The organism is Maribacter caenipelagi, from assembly GCF_004364175.1.
Taxonomy (GTDB): domain Bacteria; phylum Bacteroidota; class Bacteroidia; order Flavobacteriales; family Flavobacteriaceae; genus Maribacter; species Maribacter caenipelagi.
Window position 1 is genome coordinate 263,690 of sequence record NZ_SNZW01000011.1, and the last position, 22,238, is coordinate 285,927.

20 protein-coding genes and 1 pseudogene are annotated in these 22,238 nt (G+C 36.8%); 9 read left to right on the forward strand and 12 right to left on the reverse strand.

The genetic code is table 11. From position 1 onward, the window contains the following. The 7 genes and pseudogenes from DFQ03_RS01970 to DFQ03_RS19170 all read left to right on the forward strand — a co-directional run. Positions 1–2,346 (forward strand): transglycosylase domain-containing protein, encoded by a 2,346-nt coding sequence (locus DFQ03_RS01970; protein ID WP_133671349.1) that lies wholly within the window; start codon positions 1–3, stop codon positions 2,344–2,346. Positions 2,347–2,449: 103 nt separating this feature from the next. Beyond that, on the forward strand, positions 2,450–3,148 hold the full coding sequence (locus tag DFQ03_RS01975; RefSeq protein ID WP_133671350.1) for a CoA transferase subunit A: 699 nt from the start codon (positions 2,450–2,452) through the stop codon (positions 3,146–3,148). Between the two features lie 4 nt (positions 3,149–3,152). Beyond that, positions 3,153–3,806, forward strand: coding sequence for a CoA transferase subunit B (locus tag DFQ03_RS01980; RefSeq protein ID WP_133671351.1), 654 nt, complete (start codon positions 3,153–3,155; stop codon positions 3,804–3,806). Between the two features lie 508 nt (positions 3,807–4,314). Beyond that, positions 4,315–4,680 (forward strand): hypothetical protein, encoded by a 366-nt coding sequence (locus tag DFQ03_RS01985; RefSeq protein ID WP_133671352.1) that lies wholly within the window; start codon positions 4,315–4,317, stop codon positions 4,678–4,680. A 145-nt stretch (positions 4,681–4,825) separates the two neighbouring features. Continuing rightward, positions 4,826–5,350, forward strand: coding sequence for a GNAT family N-acetyltransferase (locus DFQ03_RS01990; protein WP_133671353.1), 525 nt, complete (start codon positions 4,826–4,828; stop codon positions 5,348–5,350). 16 nt (positions 5,351–5,366) lie between these two features. After that, positions 5,367–5,804, forward strand: coding sequence for a hypothetical protein (locus tag DFQ03_RS19165; RefSeq protein ID WP_317128150.1), 438 nt, complete (start codon positions 5,367–5,369; stop codon positions 5,802–5,804). A 21-nt stretch (positions 5,805–5,825) separates the two neighbouring features. Beyond that, positions 5,826–6,515: pseudogene (locus tag DFQ03_RS19170) on the forward strand (serine hydrolase domain-containing protein); the annotation flags it as partial. 10 nt (positions 6,516–6,525) lie between these two features. Here the strand turns inward: DFQ03_RS19170 and DFQ03_RS02000 are convergent. The 12 genes from DFQ03_RS02000 to DFQ03_RS02055 form a co-directional block, all read right to left on the reverse strand. Continuing rightward, on the reverse strand, positions 6,526–7,683 hold the full coding sequence (locus tag DFQ03_RS02000; RefSeq protein WP_133671354.1) for a methionine aminotransferase: 1,158 nt from the start codon (positions 7,681–7,683) through the stop codon (positions 6,526–6,528). 83 nt (positions 7,684–7,766) lie between these two features. After that, positions 7,767–8,312: a type 1 glutamine amidotransferase domain-containing protein gene (locus tag DFQ03_RS02005; RefSeq protein ID WP_133671355.1), complete on the reverse strand. Its 546-nt coding sequence runs from the start codon at positions 8,310–8,312 to the stop codon at positions 7,767–7,769. Between the two features lie 131 nt (positions 8,313–8,443). Continuing rightward, a complete protein-coding gene (locus tag DFQ03_RS02010) occupies positions 8,444–8,926 on the reverse strand; it encodes a very short patch repair endonuclease (protein ID WP_133671356.1) in 483 nt (160 codons plus the stop codon). A 66-nt stretch (positions 8,927–8,992) separates the two neighbouring features. Further along, positions 8,993–9,739 carry a succinate dehydrogenase/fumarate reductase iron-sulfur subunit gene (locus tag DFQ03_RS02015; RefSeq protein WP_133671357.1) on the reverse strand — a complete coding sequence of 249 codons (747 nt, stop codon included), beginning with the start codon at positions 9,737–9,739 and terminating at the stop codon, positions 8,993–8,995. Between the two features lie 10 nt (positions 9,740–9,749). Further along, a complete protein-coding gene (locus tag DFQ03_RS02020) occupies positions 9,750–11,750 on the reverse strand; it encodes a fumarate reductase/succinate dehydrogenase flavoprotein subunit (protein WP_133671358.1) in 2,001 nt (666 codons plus the stop codon). A gap of 12 nt (positions 11,751–11,762) precedes the next feature. Further along, positions 11,763–12,440: a succinate dehydrogenase cytochrome b subunit gene (locus tag DFQ03_RS02025; RefSeq protein WP_133671359.1), complete on the reverse strand. Its 678-nt coding sequence runs from the start codon at positions 12,438–12,440 to the stop codon at positions 11,763–11,765. 166 nt (positions 12,441–12,606) lie between these two features. Then, positions 12,607–13,041, reverse strand: coding sequence for a hypothetical protein (locus tag DFQ03_RS02030; protein ID WP_133671360.1), 435 nt, complete (start codon positions 13,039–13,041; stop codon positions 12,607–12,609). Between the two features lie 109 nt (positions 13,042–13,150). Beyond that, entirely contained in the window at positions 13,151–13,540 is a 390-nt protein-coding gene (locus tag DFQ03_RS02035; protein ID WP_133671361.1) for a DUF2721 domain-containing protein, read from the reverse strand. 12 nt (positions 13,541–13,552) lie between these two features. Continuing rightward, complete coding sequence (locus tag DFQ03_RS02040) at positions 13,553–13,891, reverse strand: cupin domain-containing protein (RefSeq protein ID WP_133671362.1); 339 nt, start codon at positions 13,889–13,891, stop codon at positions 13,553–13,555. Between the two features lie 4 nt (positions 13,892–13,895). After that, positions 13,896–16,742 (reverse strand): VPS10 domain-containing protein, encoded by a 2,847-nt coding sequence (locus DFQ03_RS02045; protein WP_133671363.1) that lies wholly within the window; start codon positions 16,740–16,742, stop codon positions 13,896–13,898. 36 nt (positions 16,743–16,778) lie between these two features. After that, positions 16,779–18,539, reverse strand: a complete 1,761-nt coding sequence (locus tag DFQ03_RS02050) for a M28 family peptidase (RefSeq protein ID WP_133671364.1) — start codon at positions 18,537–18,539, stop codon at positions 16,779–16,781. After that, positions 18,527–19,978: a M20/M25/M40 family metallo-hydrolase gene (locus DFQ03_RS02055; RefSeq protein ID WP_133671365.1), complete on the reverse strand. Its 1,452-nt coding sequence runs from the start codon at positions 19,976–19,978 to the stop codon at positions 18,527–18,529. Before DFQ03_RS02055 ends, DFQ03_RS02050 begins: the two co-directional genes overlap by 13 nt. Before the next feature lie 147 nt (positions 19,979–20,125). Between DFQ03_RS02055 and DFQ03_RS02060 the strand changes: the two genes are divergently transcribed. After that, positions 20,126–21,418 carry an aminopeptidase P family protein gene (locus DFQ03_RS02060; protein WP_133671366.1) on the forward strand — a complete coding sequence of 431 codons (1,293 nt, stop codon included), beginning with the start codon at positions 20,126–20,128 and terminating at the stop codon, positions 21,416–21,418. 9 nt (positions 21,419–21,427) lie between these two features. Then, the gene (locus tag DFQ03_RS02065) at positions 21,428–22,198 is read left to right on the forward strand and encodes an exodeoxyribonuclease III (RefSeq protein WP_133671367.1); all 771 of its coding nucleotides are present in this window, start codon (positions 21,428–21,430) and stop codon (positions 22,196–22,198) included. Positions 22,199–22,238: the final 40 nt, after the last annotated feature.

Sequence of the window (22,238 nt, forward strand, 5' to 3'; positions counted from 1 at the left end):
ATGGCAAAAGAGGTAAAGAAAAAAACAACGAATAGTTTTTCGAAATTCATATTATGGTTTTGGATTTTGTTTGGGTCTGGTATTGCTATCGTGGCATTAATTTTCCTATCTGCTTCTTGGGGACTTTTTGGTGAATTGCCTTCTTATGAGTATTTAGAAAATCCGCAGACCAATTTAGCCTCACAAATTATCTCTTCTGATGGTAATTTGTTGGGTAAGTTCTATTTAGATGATAATCGTACCGATGTAAAGTTTGAAGAATTGCCAGATAATTTGGTAAATGCATTAATCGCGACAGAAGATGCTCGTTTTAAAGATCATTCCGGTATCGATGCCCGAGGTACGGTTAGGGCTTTTGCATATTTAGGCAGTAAAGGTGGTGCCAGTACCATTTCGCAGCAGTTGGCTCGTCAGCTTTTTGTAGGTGTGCGATCTAGAAGTAAGTTCGATGCTGTAAAACAAAAAATTAAAGAGTGGGTTCTGGCTATAAGACTTGAACGTAGTTATACCAAAGAAGAAATCATTAGTATGTATTTCAATATTTATGATTTTGGTAATAATGCTGATGGTATTCGTTCTGCTGCTCGTATTTATTTCGGTAAAGAGCCAAAAGACCTTAAAATTGAAGAGTCTGCCATGTTGGTAGGTATGTTCAAAAACTCATCACTTTTTAACCCAATGAGAAGGGAAGAAATGGTTAAAGACCGAAGAGATGTAGTTCTATCACAAATGGCTAAATATGAATATATCTCTGAAGTAGAGAAAGATTCACTACAGGCTATGAAAATGGATATCAATTATAATCCAGAAACGCATAGTGTAGGTTTGGCTACTTATTTTAGAATGTATTTGCAACGTTTTATGAAAGATTGGATTAACAAGAATCCGAAACCCGCTATTGGTGATGAATCTGATCGATATAATCTGTATTTAGACGGACTCAAAATCTACACGACCATTGACTCTAAAATGCAAGCAAATGCAGAAGAGGCAGTTAATGAACATATGACGAAATTACAAGCGGAGTTCTTTCATCAGAATACGCCAGATAGAAATAAAACAGCTCCTTTCTTAGATATTACTCCAGAGGAAACGAAGGGTATTATGGAACGTGCTATGAAGAATTCTGATCGTTGGAAAATTATGAAAAGCGCTGGTAAATCTGAAAAAGAAATTCGCGAGTCTTTTGATAAGAAGACCGAAATGACTGTTTTTGATTGGAAAAGCCCGACTAAAGAAAAAGATACTATTCTTACACCGAGAGATTCTATTCGTTATTACAAAGCTTTTTTAAGAACGGCAATGATGTCTATGGAGCCACAAACTGGTCATGTTAAAGCATGGGTAGGTGGTATCAATTACAAGCATTTTCAGTACGACAATGTTATTCAAGGTGCAAGACAAGCAGGTTCGACTTTTAAACCTTTTGTCTATGCAGCTGCAATAGATCAATTACGATTATCACCTTGCGAAACTCGCCCAGATACGCAATACTGTATTGAAGCAGGTAAGCATGGTAATATGGAGCCATGGTGCCCAAGAAATTCTAATCTTAAATATTCAGGTAATAGCTACACCTTGAAAAAAGCATTAGCAAATTCTGTAAATACAGTTACAGCTCAATTAATAGATGAGGTAGGTCCGAAATCCGTGGTTAGTATGGTGCGTAATTTAGGCTTGAGCGGAGATATTCTAGAAGTACCTTCAATAGCGTTAGGTACTGTAGATGTTAATGTATATGAAATGGTTGGGGCATACGGTGCTTTTGCCAACCAAGGGGTGTATGTGAAACCAGTAATGGTAACTCGTATTGAAAATAAGGATGGTACGGTTTTATATGAATACGTTCCTGAAACTAAAGATGTGCTGAGTAAAGATGTTTCGTACGCTATTTTAGATTTAATGAAAGGTGTTACCCAAGGTGGTTCAGGTACGCGTTTACGTACTACAGGTTATAATAAGTGGAGACCAGAGTATGACGAGATTATTACAGGGTATCCTTATAAATTAACTAATCCAATAGCAGGTAAAACCGGTACTACACAAAATAATAGTGATGGTTGGTTTATGGGTATGGTTCCTAATTTAGTTACCGGTGTTTGGGTTGGTGGCGAAGAAAGAGCTGTTCATTTTAAAAGTATTACTTACGGTCAAGGTGCTTCAATGGCGCTGCCTATTTGGGGCTTGTATATGACCAAGAATTATGCTGATGAGGAGCTAGGTATTTCTAAAGAAGATTTTGAGAAGCCAAGTGATATGTCGATCGAAATAAATTGCGATGAGTTTGCAGCCGATATTAAAGAAGATAATGACATCGAAGATGATTTGGAAGATTTAGATTTCTAAAATATTTTATAGTTTTTATGAAAAGGTCTTGGTGTAAACCAAGACCTTTTTTTATTTAATCCATTTTTAATCGGTATTTTAGTGACTAGATAATTTAATAAAAATGATTCGTAAAACAGTAGCAAACGTAACTGATGCATTAGCAGGAGTAAAAGATGGAATGACCTTTATGTTAGGGGGATTCGGACTTTGTGGTATACCAGAAAATGCGATAAGTGAATTGGTCAAATTAGGTGTAAAAGATATCACTTGTATTTCTAATAATGCAGGGGTTGATGATTTTGGCTTGGGATTATTGTTGCAGCAACATCAAATTAAAAAAATGATCTCTTCTTATGTAGGCGAGAATGATGAATTTGAACGGCAGATGTTAAGTGGAGAGTTAGAAGTTGAATTAACACCGCAAGGTACACTAGCTGAAAAATGTAGAGCCGCACAAGCTGGTTTCCCTGCCTTTTTTACTCCGGCTGGGTATGGTACAGAAGTAGCAGAAGGAAAAGAAGTACGTGAATTCGATGGTAAAATGTACATATTAGAAGAAGCTTTCAAGGCAGATTTTGCTTTTGTAAAAGCTTGGAAAGGTGATGTTGCCGGTAATTTAATATTTAAAGGTACGGCACGAAATTTTAATCCATGTATGTGTGGTGCAGCAAAAATTACGGTAGCTGAGGTTGAAGAGTTGGTGCCTGAAGGAGAACTGGACCCCAATCAAATACATATTCCTGGAATATTCGTGCAACGTATTTTCGAAGGAAAAGATTACGAGAAAAGAATAGAACAAAGAACGGTACGTCAAAAATAAGAGCATGTTAGATAAAAACGGAATTGCAAAAAGAATTGCACAAGAAGTGGAAGACGGTTATTATGTAAACTTAGGTATTGGTATACCTACTCTGGTTGCTAATTATGTACGAGAAGATATTAGTGTAGAATTTCAAAGTGAAAACGGAATTCTTGGTATGGGTCCTTTCCCTTTTGAAGGAGAAGAAGATGCAGATTTAATCAATGCCGGTAAGCAAACTATTACGGCGCTGCCTGGTGCATCTTATTTTGACTCGGCTACTAGTTTTGCTATGATTAGAGGTAAACATGTTGATCTTACTATTTTAGGGGCTATGGAGGTTGCTGAGAACGGAGATATAGCCAATTGGAAGATTCCTGGAAAAATGGTTAAAGGTATGGGGGGTGCTATGGATCTTGTGGCATCTGCAGAGAATATCATAGTTGCTATGATGCATACCAATAGAGCAGGTGAGTCTAAACTTTTAAAGAAGTGTAGTCTGCCATTAACAGGTGTAGGTTGTGTAAAAAAGATTGTAACCAATTTGGCAGTACTTGAGGTGGTAGAAGGTGGTTTTTTGCTTTTGGAAAGAGCGCCTGGTGTAACGGTTGATGAAATTAAAACGGCAACTGAAGGTAATTTAATTATAAAAGGTGAGGTTATAGAAATGAATGTTTAATACATGGGGGTGAATCTTCGATGAAATAAGCTTTTCATTTTTTTTCACAACAAGTTATATTCAATACACAACATTTATTGTCATTTTTGAGAAGAACAGATGTATATTTAGTATTCGATAAAACCCATAACCTATTAATTACTTAACCGTCATGAATTCTCAAATTAACCAGACAGCAAACGAACATAAAATACAAGTATATAGAAACGACTTCTTTAGCGGATTTCTAAGGCTTACCAAAAAGTTGTTTATGTTATAAATTACTTTTAAAAAATTATAAAGGAGCGACTTAATAAGTCGCTCCTTTTTTTTTGCCTTTTTTAGGGAATTGGAATGCTAATAACCTAATCTTAAAATTTTAATCATAATGTTGATGAACTAACTTGTCTTAGTTCACCACAATTTTAATAAGTTTTACCACAAATTCTTTTTTGTAAGAAAAAGACTACATATATTTGAAGTGAAATAAAAAGTGAATCCCAAATCGCTTTGAAAAACTTAACCTGAAATGAATTATATATTTAGTTGCCTAATCTTGTTGGTACTTGTTGCCTCTTGTTCAAAAATAGAAGAAAATAACGATCCTATAATTGGTATTTGGAGCCATACAGTTAAAACCGCTACCAATACGAATAAAATGGTTGTTGATAATGAAGAATGGATCTTTAATGATGTTTATTTAGGTCGCTTTCATGGCTATAAAGGTGGTCAAGTGGTATATCTGACAGATTTTAACTGGAGTGTTAATGGTGATGTGTATATAGTTAGCTACCCAGGTACAGATTTCCCCGATGATTTCGTAAGGATGCAAGAGACAGATGAAGGAACCATTCTTATGAGAACAGAAGGTAAGTTATTTGCTGAAAAACAATAAAAGTTCGCAATTGAAAAATGCCCACGAACTGATGTATGTGACAAACACGTATTATTAGGAACAGAAAAGTTACCAAATCAACCATTTTATAAAATTTCCCCCGGTAAGGAGCAAAGTAATTTGCTCCTTTTTTTATTTTAGGGGTATGGAACTTACTTATACACTTTGTGCGTTGAACGAACTTGAACAATTAAGGTCAATTTCAGAACAAACTTTTGTTACCGCCTTTGCAAAAGATAATGACCCCGAAGATTTCAAAATCTACATTAAAAAAGCTTTTGCACTAGAAACCATTAAAGCAGAACTGCTTAACCCTAATAGTGATTTTTACTGTGTATATTCTAAAAATGAAATTGTGGGATACTTTAAGCTAAATGTAAAAGACGCACAGTCTGAACTAAAGCAAGATGATAGTATTGAATTAGAGCGTATATATGTATTACATAAACATCAAGGTTTAGGTTTAGGGGAACAATTTCTTCATCATATTAAAACTATTGCTCAAGAACGGAACAAGAAAACATTATGGTTAGGTGTGTGGCAAGAGAATAAACGCGCCATAAAATTCTATGAACGCCACGGATTCCAAAAATTTGATACGCACCCCTATTATATAGGCTCAGATGAACAGACAGATTGGTTAATGCGTTTCAATTTAAGTACCTTGTAACTTCTAACTAATTTTCATGAAACCACACTTTATCACCTTCATTGCGCTTTTGGGTTTTTTAAATCTGCACGGGCAAGAGTATTATTTTCCAGAAAAAAATGCAGATTGGGAGCAAAAATCTCCTAACATCTTAAAAATAAATGACGCTAAACTAAAGCAAGCTGTAGATTTTGCAGAAGCTAATGAATATTCTGGTTCTAGAGATTTGCGTATTGCTATTGTAAAAGGTTTTGAAAAAGAACCGTTTCATAAAATATTAGGTCCTACTAAGAAACGTGGCGGTCCGGCAGGCATGATTCTTAAGAATGGATATGTGGTTGCTCAATGGGGAGATACCAAAAGAGTTGATATGACTTTCAGTGTCACCAAGAGTTTTTTGAGTACTATTGCTGGTCTTGCTGAAGATGAAAAGCTTATTGCCGACACTAAGAATTTAGTTGGAAATTATATTTAGGATGGTACTTTTGATGGTGCACATAATGCAAAAATTACTTGGGAACATTTATTACAACAGAACTCCGCTTGGTCTGGTGAACTTTGGGGCGGTAAAGATTGGGCCGATCGACCACCCAGTGAAGGTGGTATTGATGATTGGAAGTTGGCACAACCTAAAGAACCTGGTACCGTAATGGAATATAATGATGTGCGTGTAAATGTGCTCGCATATTCACTTACACATGTGTGGCGTAAACCAATGCCATTGGTCTTAAAAGAGAAAATCATGGATAAAATCGACGCATCTTCTACATGGCGTTGGTTTGGATATGATGATGCTTGGACTGAAATTGACGGACTTCAAATGAAATCCGTTACGGGTGGCGGACACTCGGGTGCAGGAATATTCATTAGTGCAGAAGACATGGCTCGCTTTGGAATGTTATTTTTAAACAATGGTAAATGGAAGAATGAACAATTGATTTCAGAAAACTGGATAAAGAAAGCTACAACACCTTCAGGCCCAAACGTGAACTATGGCTATATGTGGTGGCTGAATAAAAAGGGTGCTAGACATTGGGAAGGACTATCAGAAAATATCTATTACGCTGCCGGTTTTGGCGGTAATTTTATTGTCATAGATAAAGAGAATGATGTAGTTGTAGTAACCCGTTGGTTAGAACCGAGTAAAATTGGTGAGTTTATGTCTAAAGTAAATTCGGCCTTCTAGAAAGTAGGTACTAGAGTTTACATAGAATTTCAACCGCTTTCTCTAAGGTTTCCTGTTTTTTGGCAAAACAGAATCTTAACATATAATCATTTCTATTATCGACATTGAACGATGATATCGGTATAGAGGCTATTCCGTTTTCGGTAATTAATCGCTTTCCGATAGCTTCATCTTCTTCATTTGAAATATTGGTATAATCCAATAGTTGAAAATAAGTGCCTTGGGATGGTTTAAACTTAAATTTGGACGAATTTATTCCCTCAACGAAGAAATCTCGTTTTTGCTGATAAAAATTGTTCAAATCTAGATAATGTGATGGATTTTTTAAATAAATAGCCAATGCCCGTTGCACCGGATGGTCTACACAGAAAACAGCAAATTGATGTACTTTTCTAAATTCAGCCATCAATTCAGCTGGGGCAGCACAATAGCCCATTTTCCAACCGGTTACATGAAATGTTTTTCCGAACGATGCACAAATAAAACTTCTACTCGCTAAATCTGAAAATCGAGAGGCGCTTTCATGCACCTGTCCGTCAAAAATGATATGCTCGTAAACCTCATCGCTTATCAGAATTATATTGGTAGGCTTTAATATCGACTCCAAGTGCTGCATATCCCATTTGGTTAATATAGTTCCGCTGGGGTTATGAGGCGTATTTATAATCACCATTTTAGTTTTATCGGTAATCTTACTGCGAAAAAGCTCCCAATCAATTTTATAATTTGGTGCATCTAATTGTACAAAAACTGGTTTGCCTCCATTTAATATGATTGCAGGCTCATAACAGTCGTATGCAGGTTTAATAACAATTACCTCGTCACCATTGCCAACAAAGGCTGTAATAGCGGTAAAAATAGCTTGTGTGGCACCAACAGTCACTGTTATTTCACTTTCAGGATTATACTGGCGGTTGTGTAGTGTTTCTATCTTTTCTGATATGGCTTCTCTAAGTCCATAATAGCCTTGCATGGGCGCATATTGGTTGTAACCGATGTTTATCGCCTCGCTTACCAATGACTTTAATTTTTTATCAGCTTTAAAATTTGGAAAACCTTGAGATAGATCAATAGCCTTATGTTTACGAGCAAGATTGCCAACGGTTGTAAAAACGGTGGTCTTTACATCGGGTAATTTAGAGTCTATTGTATGTGGTGTATAATCCATAGTAGTAAATGTATGAATTTTAAATACGGTCATAAAAAAAGCCCAACCAATTTGGTTGGGCTTCCTAATTCTGTTAAACTGAATTATGCGTGTTGCATTTCGTGCTTTCCTTCTTTTATTTCCTCAATTAATTTGGAATTAAAAGCAGGTAAATCATCTGGATTTCTACTTGTTACAAATCCTTCGTCAACCACCACTTCTTGGTCTACCCAATTGGCTCCTGCATTTACTAAATCATCTTTGATGGAATTAAATGAAGTCATTTTTCTTCCTTTAACCACCCCGGCACTAATCAATGTCCATGGTGCATGGCAAATTGCAGCTACCGGCTTTTTCAATTTAAAAAAGTCACGTACAAAATCTAATGCTGTTTCTTCTCTTCTTAATAAATCTGGATTAATTACTCCGCCTGGTAGAACCAAAGCATAATAATCTTCAGCCTTTACTTCGTTCAAGTTTTTATCTACTGTGTAACTATTAGACCAATTACCATTTGCCCAACCTTTTATTTCACCTTTTTCTAAACTTACAATGTCTACGTTAAAGCCTTCTTTCTCCATGGCTTTTTTTGGAGATTTTAATTCACTTTCTTCAAATCCATTAGTAGCTAATATTGCTATCCTCTTCATAATATATAGTTTTTAACGATTAATAATTTCTTTAATACTAAGTTATACATCAAAGGAGGTAATGTCCGTTAAAGCCTTATTAATAAAGGAACGACAAGGGTTAAACATTTATTAAATGAACTTTATAAAATTCATTTTGCGCTCATTTGCACGGTATTTAAATGCTCTATCGTTTTCTCTATACACTCATTAAGATTTTTTTTGACTTCAGTTTCCCAAAATCTGAAAATGGTATAACCCAAAGAAGTGAGTTCTTGATTCACCTCAAGATCACGTTGCATATTGCGCTCTATTTTTGCAATCCAAAATTCTCTATTCGTTTTCACTTTTGGTTTTCGTTCCTCCCAATTTTTTCCATGCCAGTATTCACCATCTATGAATATGACCGTTTTGTATTTGGGTAGGGCAATGTCTGGTTTGCCAATTAGTTTTTTGTAATCTATACGGTAACGATATCCAGCAGCGTATAATGCTTTTCTAAAGGCAAGTTCCGGTTTGGTATTCTTTCCTTTTATTTTGCTCATTATTTTAGAGCGTTTAGGTGTAGTATAGAATCCAGATGCTTCGTTGAACCTTGGTACTTTAATTCTTTCTATGGTGTAGTCTTTAGACATATCTTAAAAATAAAAAATCCCGAGCCTTTACGGTCGGGATTTTTTAAAACTTTATGATGGTTAAGCTTAACTTTTAACGTTTGCGCTTAAGAACTCACGGTTCATTCTTGCAATATTTTCTAAAGAAATTCCTTTGGGGCATTCTACTTCACATGCTCCAGTATTGGTACAGTTACCAAAACCTTCAAGATCCATCTGTGCAACCATATTTTTAACACGGTCTACAGCTTCAATTTGACCTTGTGGCAATAATGCGTATTGCGATACTTTAGCACCTACGAATAACATTGCCGAAGCATTTTTACAACTTGCAACACAAGCTCCACAACCAATACAAGTAGCGGCATCCATAGCCTCATCTGCTGCATGTTTTGAAATAAGAGTTGCGTTTGCATCTTGTGTATTACCTGAAGTGTTTACAGATATATAACCACCCGCATGCTGTATACGATCGAATGCGCTTCTATCTACCACTAAATCTTTAATTACCGGAAATGCTTTTGCTCTAAAAGGTTCAATAGTAATAGTGTCACCATCTTTGAACATTCTCATGTGTAATTGACAAGTGGTAACTCCTCTATCAGGACCATGAGCTTCACCGTTAATATACATAGAGCACATTCCACAAATACCTTCACGACAGTCATGATCAAAAGCTACAGGCTCTACTCCTTTATTGATTAATTGTTCGTTAAGAACATCCATCATTTCTAAAAAGGACATGTGTTCAGATATTTCTGTCACCTTATAATCGACCATTTTACCCTTGTCGTTCGCATCTGTTTGACGCCAAATTTTAAGTGTTAAGTTCATGATACCTTCTTTATTTATAGCTTCTTTCTTTAACTTCTATATTTTCGTAAACCAATTCTTCTTTATGCAAAACTGCATCTTTTGGCTCACCTTTGTATTCCCATGCCGAAACAAATTGAAACTCTTTAAGTCTTTTTGCTTCACCATCTTCTGTTTGGTGTTCTTCTCTAAAGTGACCGCCTGCAGATTCTTCTCTTACCAATGCATCTTTAGCGAATAATTCTCCCAATTCTAAGAAATCTGCAACTCTACCAGCTTTAGCTAGTTGTTCGTTGTATTCTGTAGTTGTTCCTGGAACATTTACGTTTTTCCAAAAATCTTTTCTAAGCGCAGATATTTCTTCAATTGCCTTTTTAAGACCTTCTGCATTACGTGACATACCACACTCATCCCACATTATCTTACCTAATTTCTTATGGTAGTAATCTACAGAATGCTCTCCTTTATTGTTAATAAAGAAATTAATTCTATCGGTTACTTCTTTTTCAGCAGCATCGAACTCAGGTGTATCTGTTGGTATTTTTCCCGTTCTAATGTCGTGTGATAAATAATCACCAATAGTGTATGGCAATACAAAATAACCATCAGCTAAACCTTGCATTAATGCAGAGGCTCCAAGTCTGTTGGCACCGTGATCAGAGAAATTTGCTTCACCAATAGCGTAACAACCAGGTATTGTTGTCATCAAATTATAATCTACCCAAACTCCGCCCATAGTATAATGCACCGCTGGGTAAATCATCATTGGTGTTTTGTACGGGTCTTGATCAACAATCTTCTCATACATTTGAAATAGGTTTCCGTATTTCGCCTTAACGATAGCAGCACCTAAATCATATATTTTATCTGCTGAAGCGTTTGTAATATTATGGATTTTAGCTTGCTCAATACCGTAACGTTTAATTGCGGCGGCAAAATCTAAATAAACAGCTTCACCAGTTGCATTTACTCCGTAACCAGCATCACAGCGTTCTTTTGCAGCTCTCGATGCAACGTCACGTGGTACCAAGTTGCCAAATGCAGGGTATCTTCTTTCTAAGTAATAATCTCTTTCATCTTCAGATAAATCTGTCGGCTTTTTCTTGCCTTCACGAATTGCCATTACATCATCTAAATTCTTAGGTACCCAAATACGACCATCGTTTCGTAAAGACTCAGACATCAACGTAAGTTTAGACTGATAATCTCCTGAACGAGGAATACAGGTTGGGTGAATTTGAGTATAGCAAGGATTTGCAAAAAACGCTCCTTTTTTATGTATTTTCCAAGATGCGGTTACGTTAGAGCCCATAGCGTTAGTTGAAAGGAAATAAACATTTCCGTATCCACCAGAAGCGATAACAACGGCGTGTGCAGAGTGACGTTCTATTTCACCAGTAACTAGGTTACGAGCAATAATACCACGAGCTTTACCATCAATCTTTACTACATCTAGCATTTCATGACGATTGAACGGGGTAATTTTACCACGTGCAATTTGTCTGTTCATTGCAGAATAAGCTCCTAACAATAATTGTTGACCTGTTTGTCCTTTAGCATAGAATGTACGGGAAACCAATACACCACCGAAAGAACGGTTGTCTAATAGTCCACCATAGTCACGTGCAAATGGTACGCCCTGGGCAACACATTGGTCAATAATATTTGCAGATACTTCTGCTAATCTATATACGTTAGCTTCTCTTGAACGGTAATCACCACCTTTTACCGTATCGTAAAATAAACGGTAGGTAGAATCACCATCACCTTGATAGTTTTTTGCAGCGTTAATACCACCTTGTGCAGCAATAGAGTGAGCTCTTCTTGGAGAATCTTGGTAGCAAAATGTTTTTACATTATAGCCTAATTCTGCTAAAGTTGCAGCAGCAGAACCACCTGCTAATCCCGTTCCAACTACGATAACATCAATATTACGTTTGTTGGCAGGGTTTACCAAATCGATATGGTTCTTATAATCGGTCCACTTTGTTTTCAACGGACCTTTAGGTACTTTTGAGTCTAATACAGACATAAGTAATAGGTATTAATGATTAAAATGATGAAAAAGTGCAATGAATATAAATCCTAACGGAATAGATATCGAATACACTTTAGCAAACAATTGTAGTTTTTCTTTTCTCATACTAGATGCACCGGCAGACTGAAATGCAGAACTGAAACCATGCATAAGGTGCAGTGATAAGAATATGAAGGCGATTACGTAAGCACCAACACGTAGTGGATTTTCAAATTTATGAACAAGCTCCTCATAATATCTGAAGCCTTCACCATTTGGTAGTAAACCAGTCATGTCTCCATCAATGAACTTGGTGTTGATTTCTGGAATCCAGAAATCGATAAAGTGAAGTACAAGGAAAGCCAAAATAGCTAAACCGCTGTAAATCATATTACGGCTCATCCAAGATGAATTGGCGGCACCATTGTTTTTAGCGTATTTTTTTACTCTGGCACTTCTATTTTTAGCTTCTAAAATGAAACCCATCACAAAGTGATAAATAACACCGAAAATTAGAACAGGTTGCAAAACATACTGTACAGCCCAGAAAGTACCCATAAAATGCGAAGCTTCATTGAACGCATCGGGACTGAAAACCGATAAGATGTTTATTGCAAAATGCTGAAGTAGAAAAAACATTAAAAAGAAAGCAGAAAGCGCCATTGCGTACTTTCTACCAATCGAAGATTTAAAAAATCCGCTCATTATTTGTTAATTTTATCTGCGAATTTACATCACAGGCTAGTTATTAACAAGGATTATACAGTTTTAGTATACCTATTTAGATTGATTTTAAAATGAATTTTTAAGATGTTTAAGAATTATCTTCTGTTTAGGGCCTTATATTCTCAATCTTTAAACAAAAAAATGATTAGGAATTAGAAGATAAACCTGAATTTTTAGAAATACGTAGTGCCCAATCTACAGCTTTGTCCAAATCTGGGAATGTTTTAATTCTTTTTGGAAAAATTAATTGCTTGAGCATAGAGCTAAACATGTTGTTCCTTAATGGGCCAACTGAAGCAATATGTTGCATGTCGAAACGATTTTTATGAAATTTAAACCATTCAAAAGGCGCTACACGATATCTGTTCACCCTATTGGCTATATAAATTAATGGAATATCATTCCCATAGATTTCTTGCGCTGCGTAGACTGCCTTTTTTGCATTTTGCCATTTGAATTTTGCCCCTTCATGCATTTCGGATATAACGATACCTCCTTTGAAAAAATAGAACACCCCAAATTCGAATTCTCTTATTTCCCTAATTTGATTTACCAATTCGAGTTCTCGAACTCTTTTCATGCCTAATTTTATCAGACGGCAAATATACTGGTTATTACCTAAATAGCTAATAAAAACATCGACGAACGGTAAGGTTATTAGCCAGGGACCTTAACTTGAGGTTTGGTAATTATTTCTCCATATCCTTTAACTGAATTTCTAAGGCTTTTGTCGATAACTGTACTTCAATTAATGATAGGACCAATGAGATCATTAATGCAAATAAGCTAATCCCAAAAATTAAGTTTGCCCACAAAGTAAGTTCTACATAAATTAGGCTCATGGTAATTACTGCTAAGAGGAAACTTACAATTGCTGTTGCCTGCATATTTTTTATAATAGTAAGTCGCTTTCTTAGCTTTTGAACTTGTAAACCTATAGAGGTTGAAGCTGTCTCTTGATACTTTTTATGTAATTGTCTAATTAAAGCGGCGATAGCTAAATACCGGGCATTGTATGCTAGCATGGTTAACGAAATAGCCGGAAATAATAAAGCGGGTATACCTAAGGTCAGTTCCATAATTTTTAAAGCTTAATCTGTAGCAATACCAAAATAGGTCCAGGTGACATCATTGTTAAACGGGTTATGTTGACCATGTAGTTCTCCAGGGGCTATGGTAATGCATTTTCCTGGTCCTACCTCATAATCTTTTCCTGAAATAGTAAAAATTGCCTTGCCGGTCTGTATATGAAAAACCTCGTACATGGTATCATGTTTATGAAGCTCTACTTTTTGACCAGGCTTAAACACTGCGGTACCGTACATCATTAATTGAGGAATTTCACCACGAGGGATCAATGTTCTTTTCTTTATTTCAGGATTATGACTTACGCCCAAATCTGGCAGTTCGTTCCAGTCGGTTATTTTCATTTTGTTATTCTATATCAAAAGTTACCTTTTCAACAGTACCATTTCCTTTAATCTCAGCGGTATATGTGCCTTTAGGTAGATAGGTGCTGCCGTTATCGGCTTGCTTTAAAACGGTCTTGTGTTTTTTAAGGTAATTTAACTTCCCTATTTTAGAAAAAGCTACATCATATGATAAAATGTTTAAGCCTTTATTGGCAATGATTTCAGTTTCGCTTACCACAATATCATCAGATGAAATAATTTTGGCTTGGTATACATCATCACTGTCAGAATAAAAAGAGATGTCCAAACCAGGTGTTCTTGGTTTTGACCATGAACTCCATGAATTGCCCCAACGAGTAGAATGCTTTATATTTTCTAAGGCGTATACATGTAAATCTTTATTCAGGACATCATCGGTCAGTTTTTGAAGCGCAGAAATATCAGCTTTGTAGAGACTTCTACCATGCGTACCAACAATAAGGTCCTTTGCTTCTTTTTGTATTACCAAATCATGAACTGCTACATAGGGCATCCCATTTTGAAAAGATTGCCAAGTTGCTCCTCTATCCAATGTCACATACAATCCATTATCCGTACCAACGAATAAGAGGTTTTCGTTTTCTGGGTCTTCGGTAATTACATTGACAGCGGAGGTAGGTATGTTATTGGAGATACTTTTCCAAGTTGTTCCTTTATCATCACTTACATATACATACGGTGTAAAATCATCTGAACGGTAACCGTTCAATGTGGCATACACTCTGTTTTTATTATGTTTTGAAGCGATAACCCTACTTACCCATAAATTTTGGGGCAGATTTTTTGATAATGTTACCCAATTGCCGCCGCCGTTATCCGTACGTTGAATTAAACCATCATCACTACCGGTATATATTAATCCGAATTTAAAGGGCGATTCAGAAATAGTGGTAAGTGTACCGTACGCTACATTACCGGTCTTACCGCCTTGAGTTAAATCGCCAGAAATTGTTTCCCAAGTATCTCCTTTATTTAAGGAACGATGCATTTTATTACTTCCCATGTAAAGAATGTCTTGATTATGGGGAGAAAGCAGAATAGGGGTTTGCCAGTTAAATCGATAAGGAGCTTCGCCTAACTCATGTTTTGGCTGAATATACTTACGTTGGTCCTTTTCTAAATCTATTCTAAAATAATTTCCAAATTGATAACCGGTATAAACAATGTTGGCATTGCGGTTATCAATTTCTACCTGCATACCATCGCCACCTAAAATAGATGTCCAAGGGTATTGACCCGTTTGGTGCCACTCGTTATTTTCTTCGGCATTATGAGGTCCCATCCATACCCCGTTATCCTGTAATCCGCCATATACGTTATAAGGTTTTTCATTATCTACGGCAATGGCATAGAATTGACCAACAGTGGGCGAGTTGTTCTTGAACCAATTTTTACCATCATCATAACTGGTATTAACACCACCGTCGTTTCCATTGATAAGATGACCTGATAATTTAGGATTGATCCATAACGCATGGTGGTCTGCATGTACATTATCCCCATTGATAGAGGTGTAGGTTTTACCGCCATCTTTAGAAGCAATTATAGGTACACCTGCCAAATAAATGGCGTCAACATTATTTGGGTCTACATTAATTTGCGCAAAATAGTAGCCGTAGCTATAGAATAGGTCATCTATATAATCTTCATTTTGCTTTGTCCAACTTTTACCTCCATCATTACTACGGTAGACCTCCGCACCAATAACGGGCGTGTCAAAAAGCATGCTGTTGGCGTCCTCTAAATACAAGGCAAGATCTGTGGGCTTTACTACATTGCTACGTACCATTTGTTTTACATTGGCAGCTCTATATTTTTCATGAAAATTATTGGTCTTTAAAAACTCGTTCAGGTCTTTATCGTTCAAGTCTAAAAACTGTTCTTTAGAGAGCGATTTAAAGTCATCTTTTGTTAAGCCCGATGGTTTATCTTTCTTTTCTTTGGATTTCTCTCGTCTAAACTGGTTGTCATGAACGGCATATAGCGTATTATCGTCAAAAACGGCTAAACCAATTCTACCTACTCCGTCTCCCGTAGGAAAACCACTTGCTGGAGTAGAGATTTTGGTCCAGGTTGTACCTGCATCGGTACTTTTGTAAATACCAGAACCTTCACCATTACCGCTAAAATTCCAAGCCTTTCTATCTTTTTGCCAAGCAGCTGCATATTGAATGTCAAAATTATTTGGAGAAACGGCAACGTCTATAATACCAGTATTTTCATCAATGTATAAAGTGTTTTTCCATGTTTTACCACCGTCTGTAGTTTTGTAAATACCACGTTCTTTATTTGTAGAATATAAATGACCCGTTACGCCAACCGTTACTTCGTTTGCATTATCAGGATTTACGATAATACGCCCAATATGGTGGGAGTCTGGCAAGCCCATATGCTGCCATGTTTTTCCTTTATCCGTAGATTTTAATATGCCTATACCGGCATAAGAAGAACGGGATGAGTTATTTTCTCCTGTACCCACCCAAATAGTACCGCTTTGCCAATGTACTGCAATGTCACCTAGGTTTTGAGTTTCGGTATCATCCATTATTGGAGTAAATGAATTACCGTTATTATTGGTATACCATAAACCACCGGAAGCATATGCCACATAATATTCCGTTGGGTTATCTTCATTGACCGCTAAATCTACTACACGACCACTCATTACAGACGGACCAATATTCTTTAATGGAATGTTCTTTACCAAAGAATTGGCATCCATTGCTTTTTTCGCTTTTAACGACGCATCAATTTGTTGTGATGAGGTAGGCTGTATTTGTGCCGATGCTATTGAGATACTGGCGAGTAATAATAGGTAAAATTGTTTCATTTTTATGTTTTTATACTACTGACGGTAAGTTACTGATTAGTTTTGAGAGGCGGTTTTTAATCGACTAACCAATTCCTTTGTTTTTGATTTTATTGATACGTTTGCTTTTTTAATATCTTTTTCCATTGCTGTTTTAGAATTTGGCAAAGCATCGTTTACGGTTAAGATGGCTTTTGTGTACCAATCTTCCCAAGCGTTAAGAATTGCGATTTCATCTTCAAGATCTTTACCGCTTTCTATGGCAGTTAAACTCAATTGAAATTCATTTTCTAAACGTTCAAATGCCTTCCGTTTTAGATTTGAAATTTGACTTAAGGCAAAAGCTGCGTCAGAATTCACCAATTCCAATCCGCTAACCAATGCTGCTGTACCTACATTTTTCATGGTTTCTTGGGATACTTTGTTTATACGGTCATAATCGGTATGGTAAAACTGGTCTGTAAAATGCCAAAGTAGAAGTCCGGGTATATCAGCCTGTAAAAACGGAGTATGATCACTGCCACCTTCAAAAGGATTGGTTTCTACCACCCAATTGGCATATTCCCCTTGCTTTTTAAAGTTTGAAATAATAAAATCATTAAGGTAGTGGGGTTTCATATCCGCTAATTTTAAAACCTCACCGCCCCATTCACTGTGCTTATCCTTTCCGCGGGTCCAAATGGCACTTGGGTCTGGCATTTTTTCAATCAAGAAAGTTCCGCCAGTTACTGAAGTGTTTTCACCTACCATATCTAGGCTAATTCCCCATTTGATTCCATTGGCACGTTGGGCATCTTCTTGAATATACCGTCTGGTAGAAATAATTTCATCGCCCCATAAAAAGGTCATTGTTCGTTTAAAATCAATTTTACCTTCAGCAAATAATCTGGCTGCAGTTCTAGCCATTTCCAGTTGTGTGCCAACCCCGGTGGCATTGTCATTTGCCCCTGGTTCTTGAACATGTGCACTGTACACCAAACGCTCATGAGGTAGTTCATTACCCTTTATTTCTGCAACAATTGTTAGTTCTTCGGATGGATATCTTTTGGTCTGGATATTCACCAGAACTTCTGTTTTTCCTTTTTTAAGCTGTGCTATTAATTTTTCTTTTGCTTCGTAGGATAGCGCAATGCCCCAGAAACCGTCATCATCTTGGGCAGGGAGACTTCTAAATTGAATAGAAGTGGTGTTTTTTTCTGGTTGTAAATATGCAGGATTGTCATAGGTCAGTATGCCAATGGCACCTTTGCCAATTGCTGTTTTATACAATTTACGGGCACTCATTTCTGCAAATACAACTTTTCCCTTAATAGAAGCGGACTCAAAATCCTTTAAGGATTTTATCCAAACCACTTCAGTTTTTACTCCTTTTTTAGGCGTAGAAACCGAATTTAAATAGGTCATGTTACGGTTGGTTTCTGAAAGCAACAAAGGTTTGTCGGCACCGACAATTTGTAAAGAGGCAGATACAGGTTCCCAAGTTTGATGGGTCATAGACCTTTTTTCGATTCGATAGGTGAATCGGTTGTTTTCTTGTGCTTTTTCCTCTAAAACATAACCCGAAGCTTCTAAACTATCGGCGATGAGGTAAATGGTTTTATTGAATCCGGTGTTGCCGACAATGCGCCAATAGTCTTCTACAAAATCTGTGGTCTCATATGCCAGTTTGCCCGTAAATTCAGGTCTTACAATAGTAAAATAATCTACTGGTTCTTCGTTGGTTTGCTGAGAGCATCCTACTATAAATGAAAAGCAGAGTAATGAGAGTACAATACCCTGCCTTTTTAGTATTTTTTTCAACGGAATTATTCTTCCCATTTCCATTCGTTACCAATGATCAACTTCTCCTTTAAATTATTTTTGATCATAAATTCTTTTGTGGTTTCGCTATCCATTTTAGTGGCAGGTAAGGTATCGGCATTTGCAAGGGCATATAACATTATAGTGCCAAAACGAGCCGTGTTTTTCATGTGGTCTTCATTTACCAAATGAAAATCATCACAATCAGAATGGTAGCATCCATAAATTGAACGGTCTAGATTACTATGTACCGATAAAATTGGAACACCTTCTAACATAAATGGTTGGTGATCACTGTGCAAGCCTGATTTATTGGAAAATTTATTCTCATATATAGTGTCTTGTTGCTTAATGGCTGCGCCTAAATCTTTAAAAAACTGTTCGTTATCTAACTGTCCGCCAGCGTTCATGCCAATAGGGTTGCCAGACATATCTAAATTCATCATGTATTTGATGTTGTCTATCGTATTGTTTTCAATAGCCTGTTCCACTAAATATTTTGAACCAAGCAGTCCTTGTTCTTCTCCCATGAACATGACAAACTTTACGGTACGTTTTGGGTGAAGGTTATTTGCTTTGAACGCTCTTGCAATATCTATAACCGCAAAAGAACCTATACCATTATCAATAGCGCCAGTTGCTAGATCCCATGAATCTAAATGTCCGCCAATTACAATTTCTTCCTGCGGAATTTCTGAACCAGGTAATGTGGCTACAACGTTTCTTGCCTTAATAATATCACTCGTATTGGTCATATCAATTTTGGCAGTAGCTTTTTTAGTTTTTAAAGTTTCCTTCAATGCCATACCGTCTTCTTTTCCAATACATACCGCAGGAATTGGAATCAATTCTCCGGTAACGGATGCAGTACCCGTTAATAAAACACCATTATCCACTTGGTTAATAATAATGATGCCAATTGCACCATACTTTATGGCTAAAGCAGTTTTTTCACTTCTGTGTAAATTGGTAAGTCCTTCTTCACTTCCTGGTAAAATATTAATATATACTAGTGAGATTTTTCCTTTTACGGCGTCTGGGTTTGCGGCATAGTCAGCATCAAGACCATTGCCCATATCTACTATTTCTCCGGTAACATGTGCCTCTACAGGTGCATGACCCAAAGTCACTACCTTAATATCTTCATCGTTGATGGTTAAAGAAACATCACCTCTTGCCCAAGCTTCAACTTCAAAGGTTTGGTATTCAACATCCTTAAAACCATATTCCTTGAATTTGTTGTAAGTGTACTCTTCTGCCTTGGCACCATTAGTTGATCCCGTTAATCTGTGACCAATGGTTTCCGTAGCTTCTTTTAGTGTGCTATAGCCTTTAGAGTTTTGCTTTATTTCTGTGTCGATTCTTGCAAAGAGCTCGGCTTGAGATTCTTCTTTTTTAGCTTCTGAGCATGCCTGTAGGCAAAGTGCACCTATGATTAGGTAAGCGATTTTTTTCATGAGTTGTTTGTGTTTGGTTTAGGTATACAAGTTAGCTAATTTGTTGCTAAGAAAGAACCGTTGCTGACTTGTAAATATTATAATTCCATGCCCTAATTTTTAAGGAAACAACACATTATGCGTAATTTTATATCAAAATAAAAATTCATGAAATACGAACAAATACCTAACTCCCTATTTATTAAGAACCGCAAGAAGTTTATGGACCGCATGCAACCTAAAAGCATTGCCGTTTTTAATTCTAACGATATTTACCCAATAGGAGCGGATAGCGTTTTACCTTTTGAGCAACATAGAGATATCTTTTACCTTTCTGGGGCAGATCAGGAAGAAACTATATTAGTACTGTTTCCCGATGCCATCAACAAAAAGCATCGCGAAATTCTGTTTGTTCGTGAAACAAACGAACATATTGCTATTTGGGAAGGAGAAAAATTGACAAAGGAAAAGGCTACTGAAGTATCTGGTATTGAAACTATTTGCTGGTTACAAGATTTCGATAAGATTTTCTTTGACCTAATGACCGAGGCAGAAACGATATACTTTAATACCAACGAACATTATAGACAAGCGGTAGAAACGCAAACGAGAGAAGATCGTTTTATTGAAAAGTGTAAGCGAGAATATCCTGCTCATAAAGTTGCCAAGAGTAACCCCATTCTTCAAGAAATTAGAGGAATTAAGGAACCAGAGGAAATCGATATCATGCAAACCGCATGTAATATTACCGAAAAAGGTTTCCGTAGATTACTTGGTTTTGTAAAGCCGGGAGTAATGGAGTATGAAATTGAAGCCGAACTACTGCATGAGTTTGTACGTAACAAATCTAAAGGGTTTGCTTATCCGCCAATAATAGCGTCTGGTAACAATGCCAATGTGTTGCATTATTTAGAGAACAATAAGCCGTGTAATGCGGGCGATTTAATTTTGATGGATACTGCTGCCGAGTATGCAAACTATTCAAGTGACCTTACAAGAACTATTCCCGTAAGTGGTACATTCACTAAAAGACAAAAAGAAGTATATAATGCCGTATTGCGAGTAAAGGACGAGGCTACCAAAATGTTGGTGCCTGGTACTCTTTGGGCGGAATATCATAAAGAATGTGGTAAACTAATGACCTCTGAATTGTTAGGACTTGGGTTATTGGATAAGGCAGATGTACAGAATGAGAACCCAGAATGGCCAGCATACAAAAAGTACTTTATGCACGGAACCAGTCACCACATTGGTTTAAATACGCATGATTACGGTGCATTGAAAACCCCTATGAAAGCAAATATGGTATTTACCGTAGAACCAGGTATTTATATTCCTGCAGAGAAAATGGGAATCCGTTTAGAAGATGATGTGGTTATTCAAGAAAAAGGAGAGCCTTTTAACTTGATGGCAAACATACCGATCAAGGCTGATGAGATTGAAGAATTAATGAACAAATAAGAGCATAGAATGAAATTAGTATCGTGGAACGTTAATGGCATAAGAGCTTCTGTAAAAAAAGGATTCGAAGAAGTCGTAAAAGATTTTGATGCCGATGTGTTTTGTGTACAAGAGACAAAGGCTCAAGATGATCAGGTTGCCGAAGCTTTAAAAGATGTTTCGGGGTATGAGCTGTTTAGCAACAGTGCCGAAAGAAAAGGCTACTCGGGTACAGGTATTCTGTCAAAAGAAAAACCGGTTGCCTTTAATAAGAACATGGGTGTAGAACTTCATGATTTGGAAGGAAGAATTACACATGCGGAATATGAGCACTTCCATTTAATCAATGTATATATTCCTAATAGTGGTAGCGGGTTAAAAAGATTGGATTACCGTGCCGGATGGGACAAAGACTTTACCAATTACCTAAAAGAGCTGTCAAAGTCTAAACCGTTGATCATTACAGGCGATTTTAACGTGGCACATACCGAGAATGATTTGGCGAACCCAAAAAGTAATTACAATAAGACATCAGGATTTACACAAGTGGAGATTGATGGCTTTGACAACATGTTGAAAGAAGTCAAATTAGTAGATAGCTTTAGAACTCTACATCCTACAACATTTGACAAATATACCTTCTGGAGTATGAGAGGTGGTGCCAGAGGTAGAAACGTGGGTTGGCGTTTAGACTACTTTTTGGTCAGTGAATCTATTTGGGACAAGGTGAAATCTGCCGAAATTCATGATCAGATCATGGGTAGTGACCATTGTCCTATCAGTTTGGAAATTGAGTTTTAAAAACAGAAAGCGGCCCACAATTGTGGGCCGCTTAAATTAA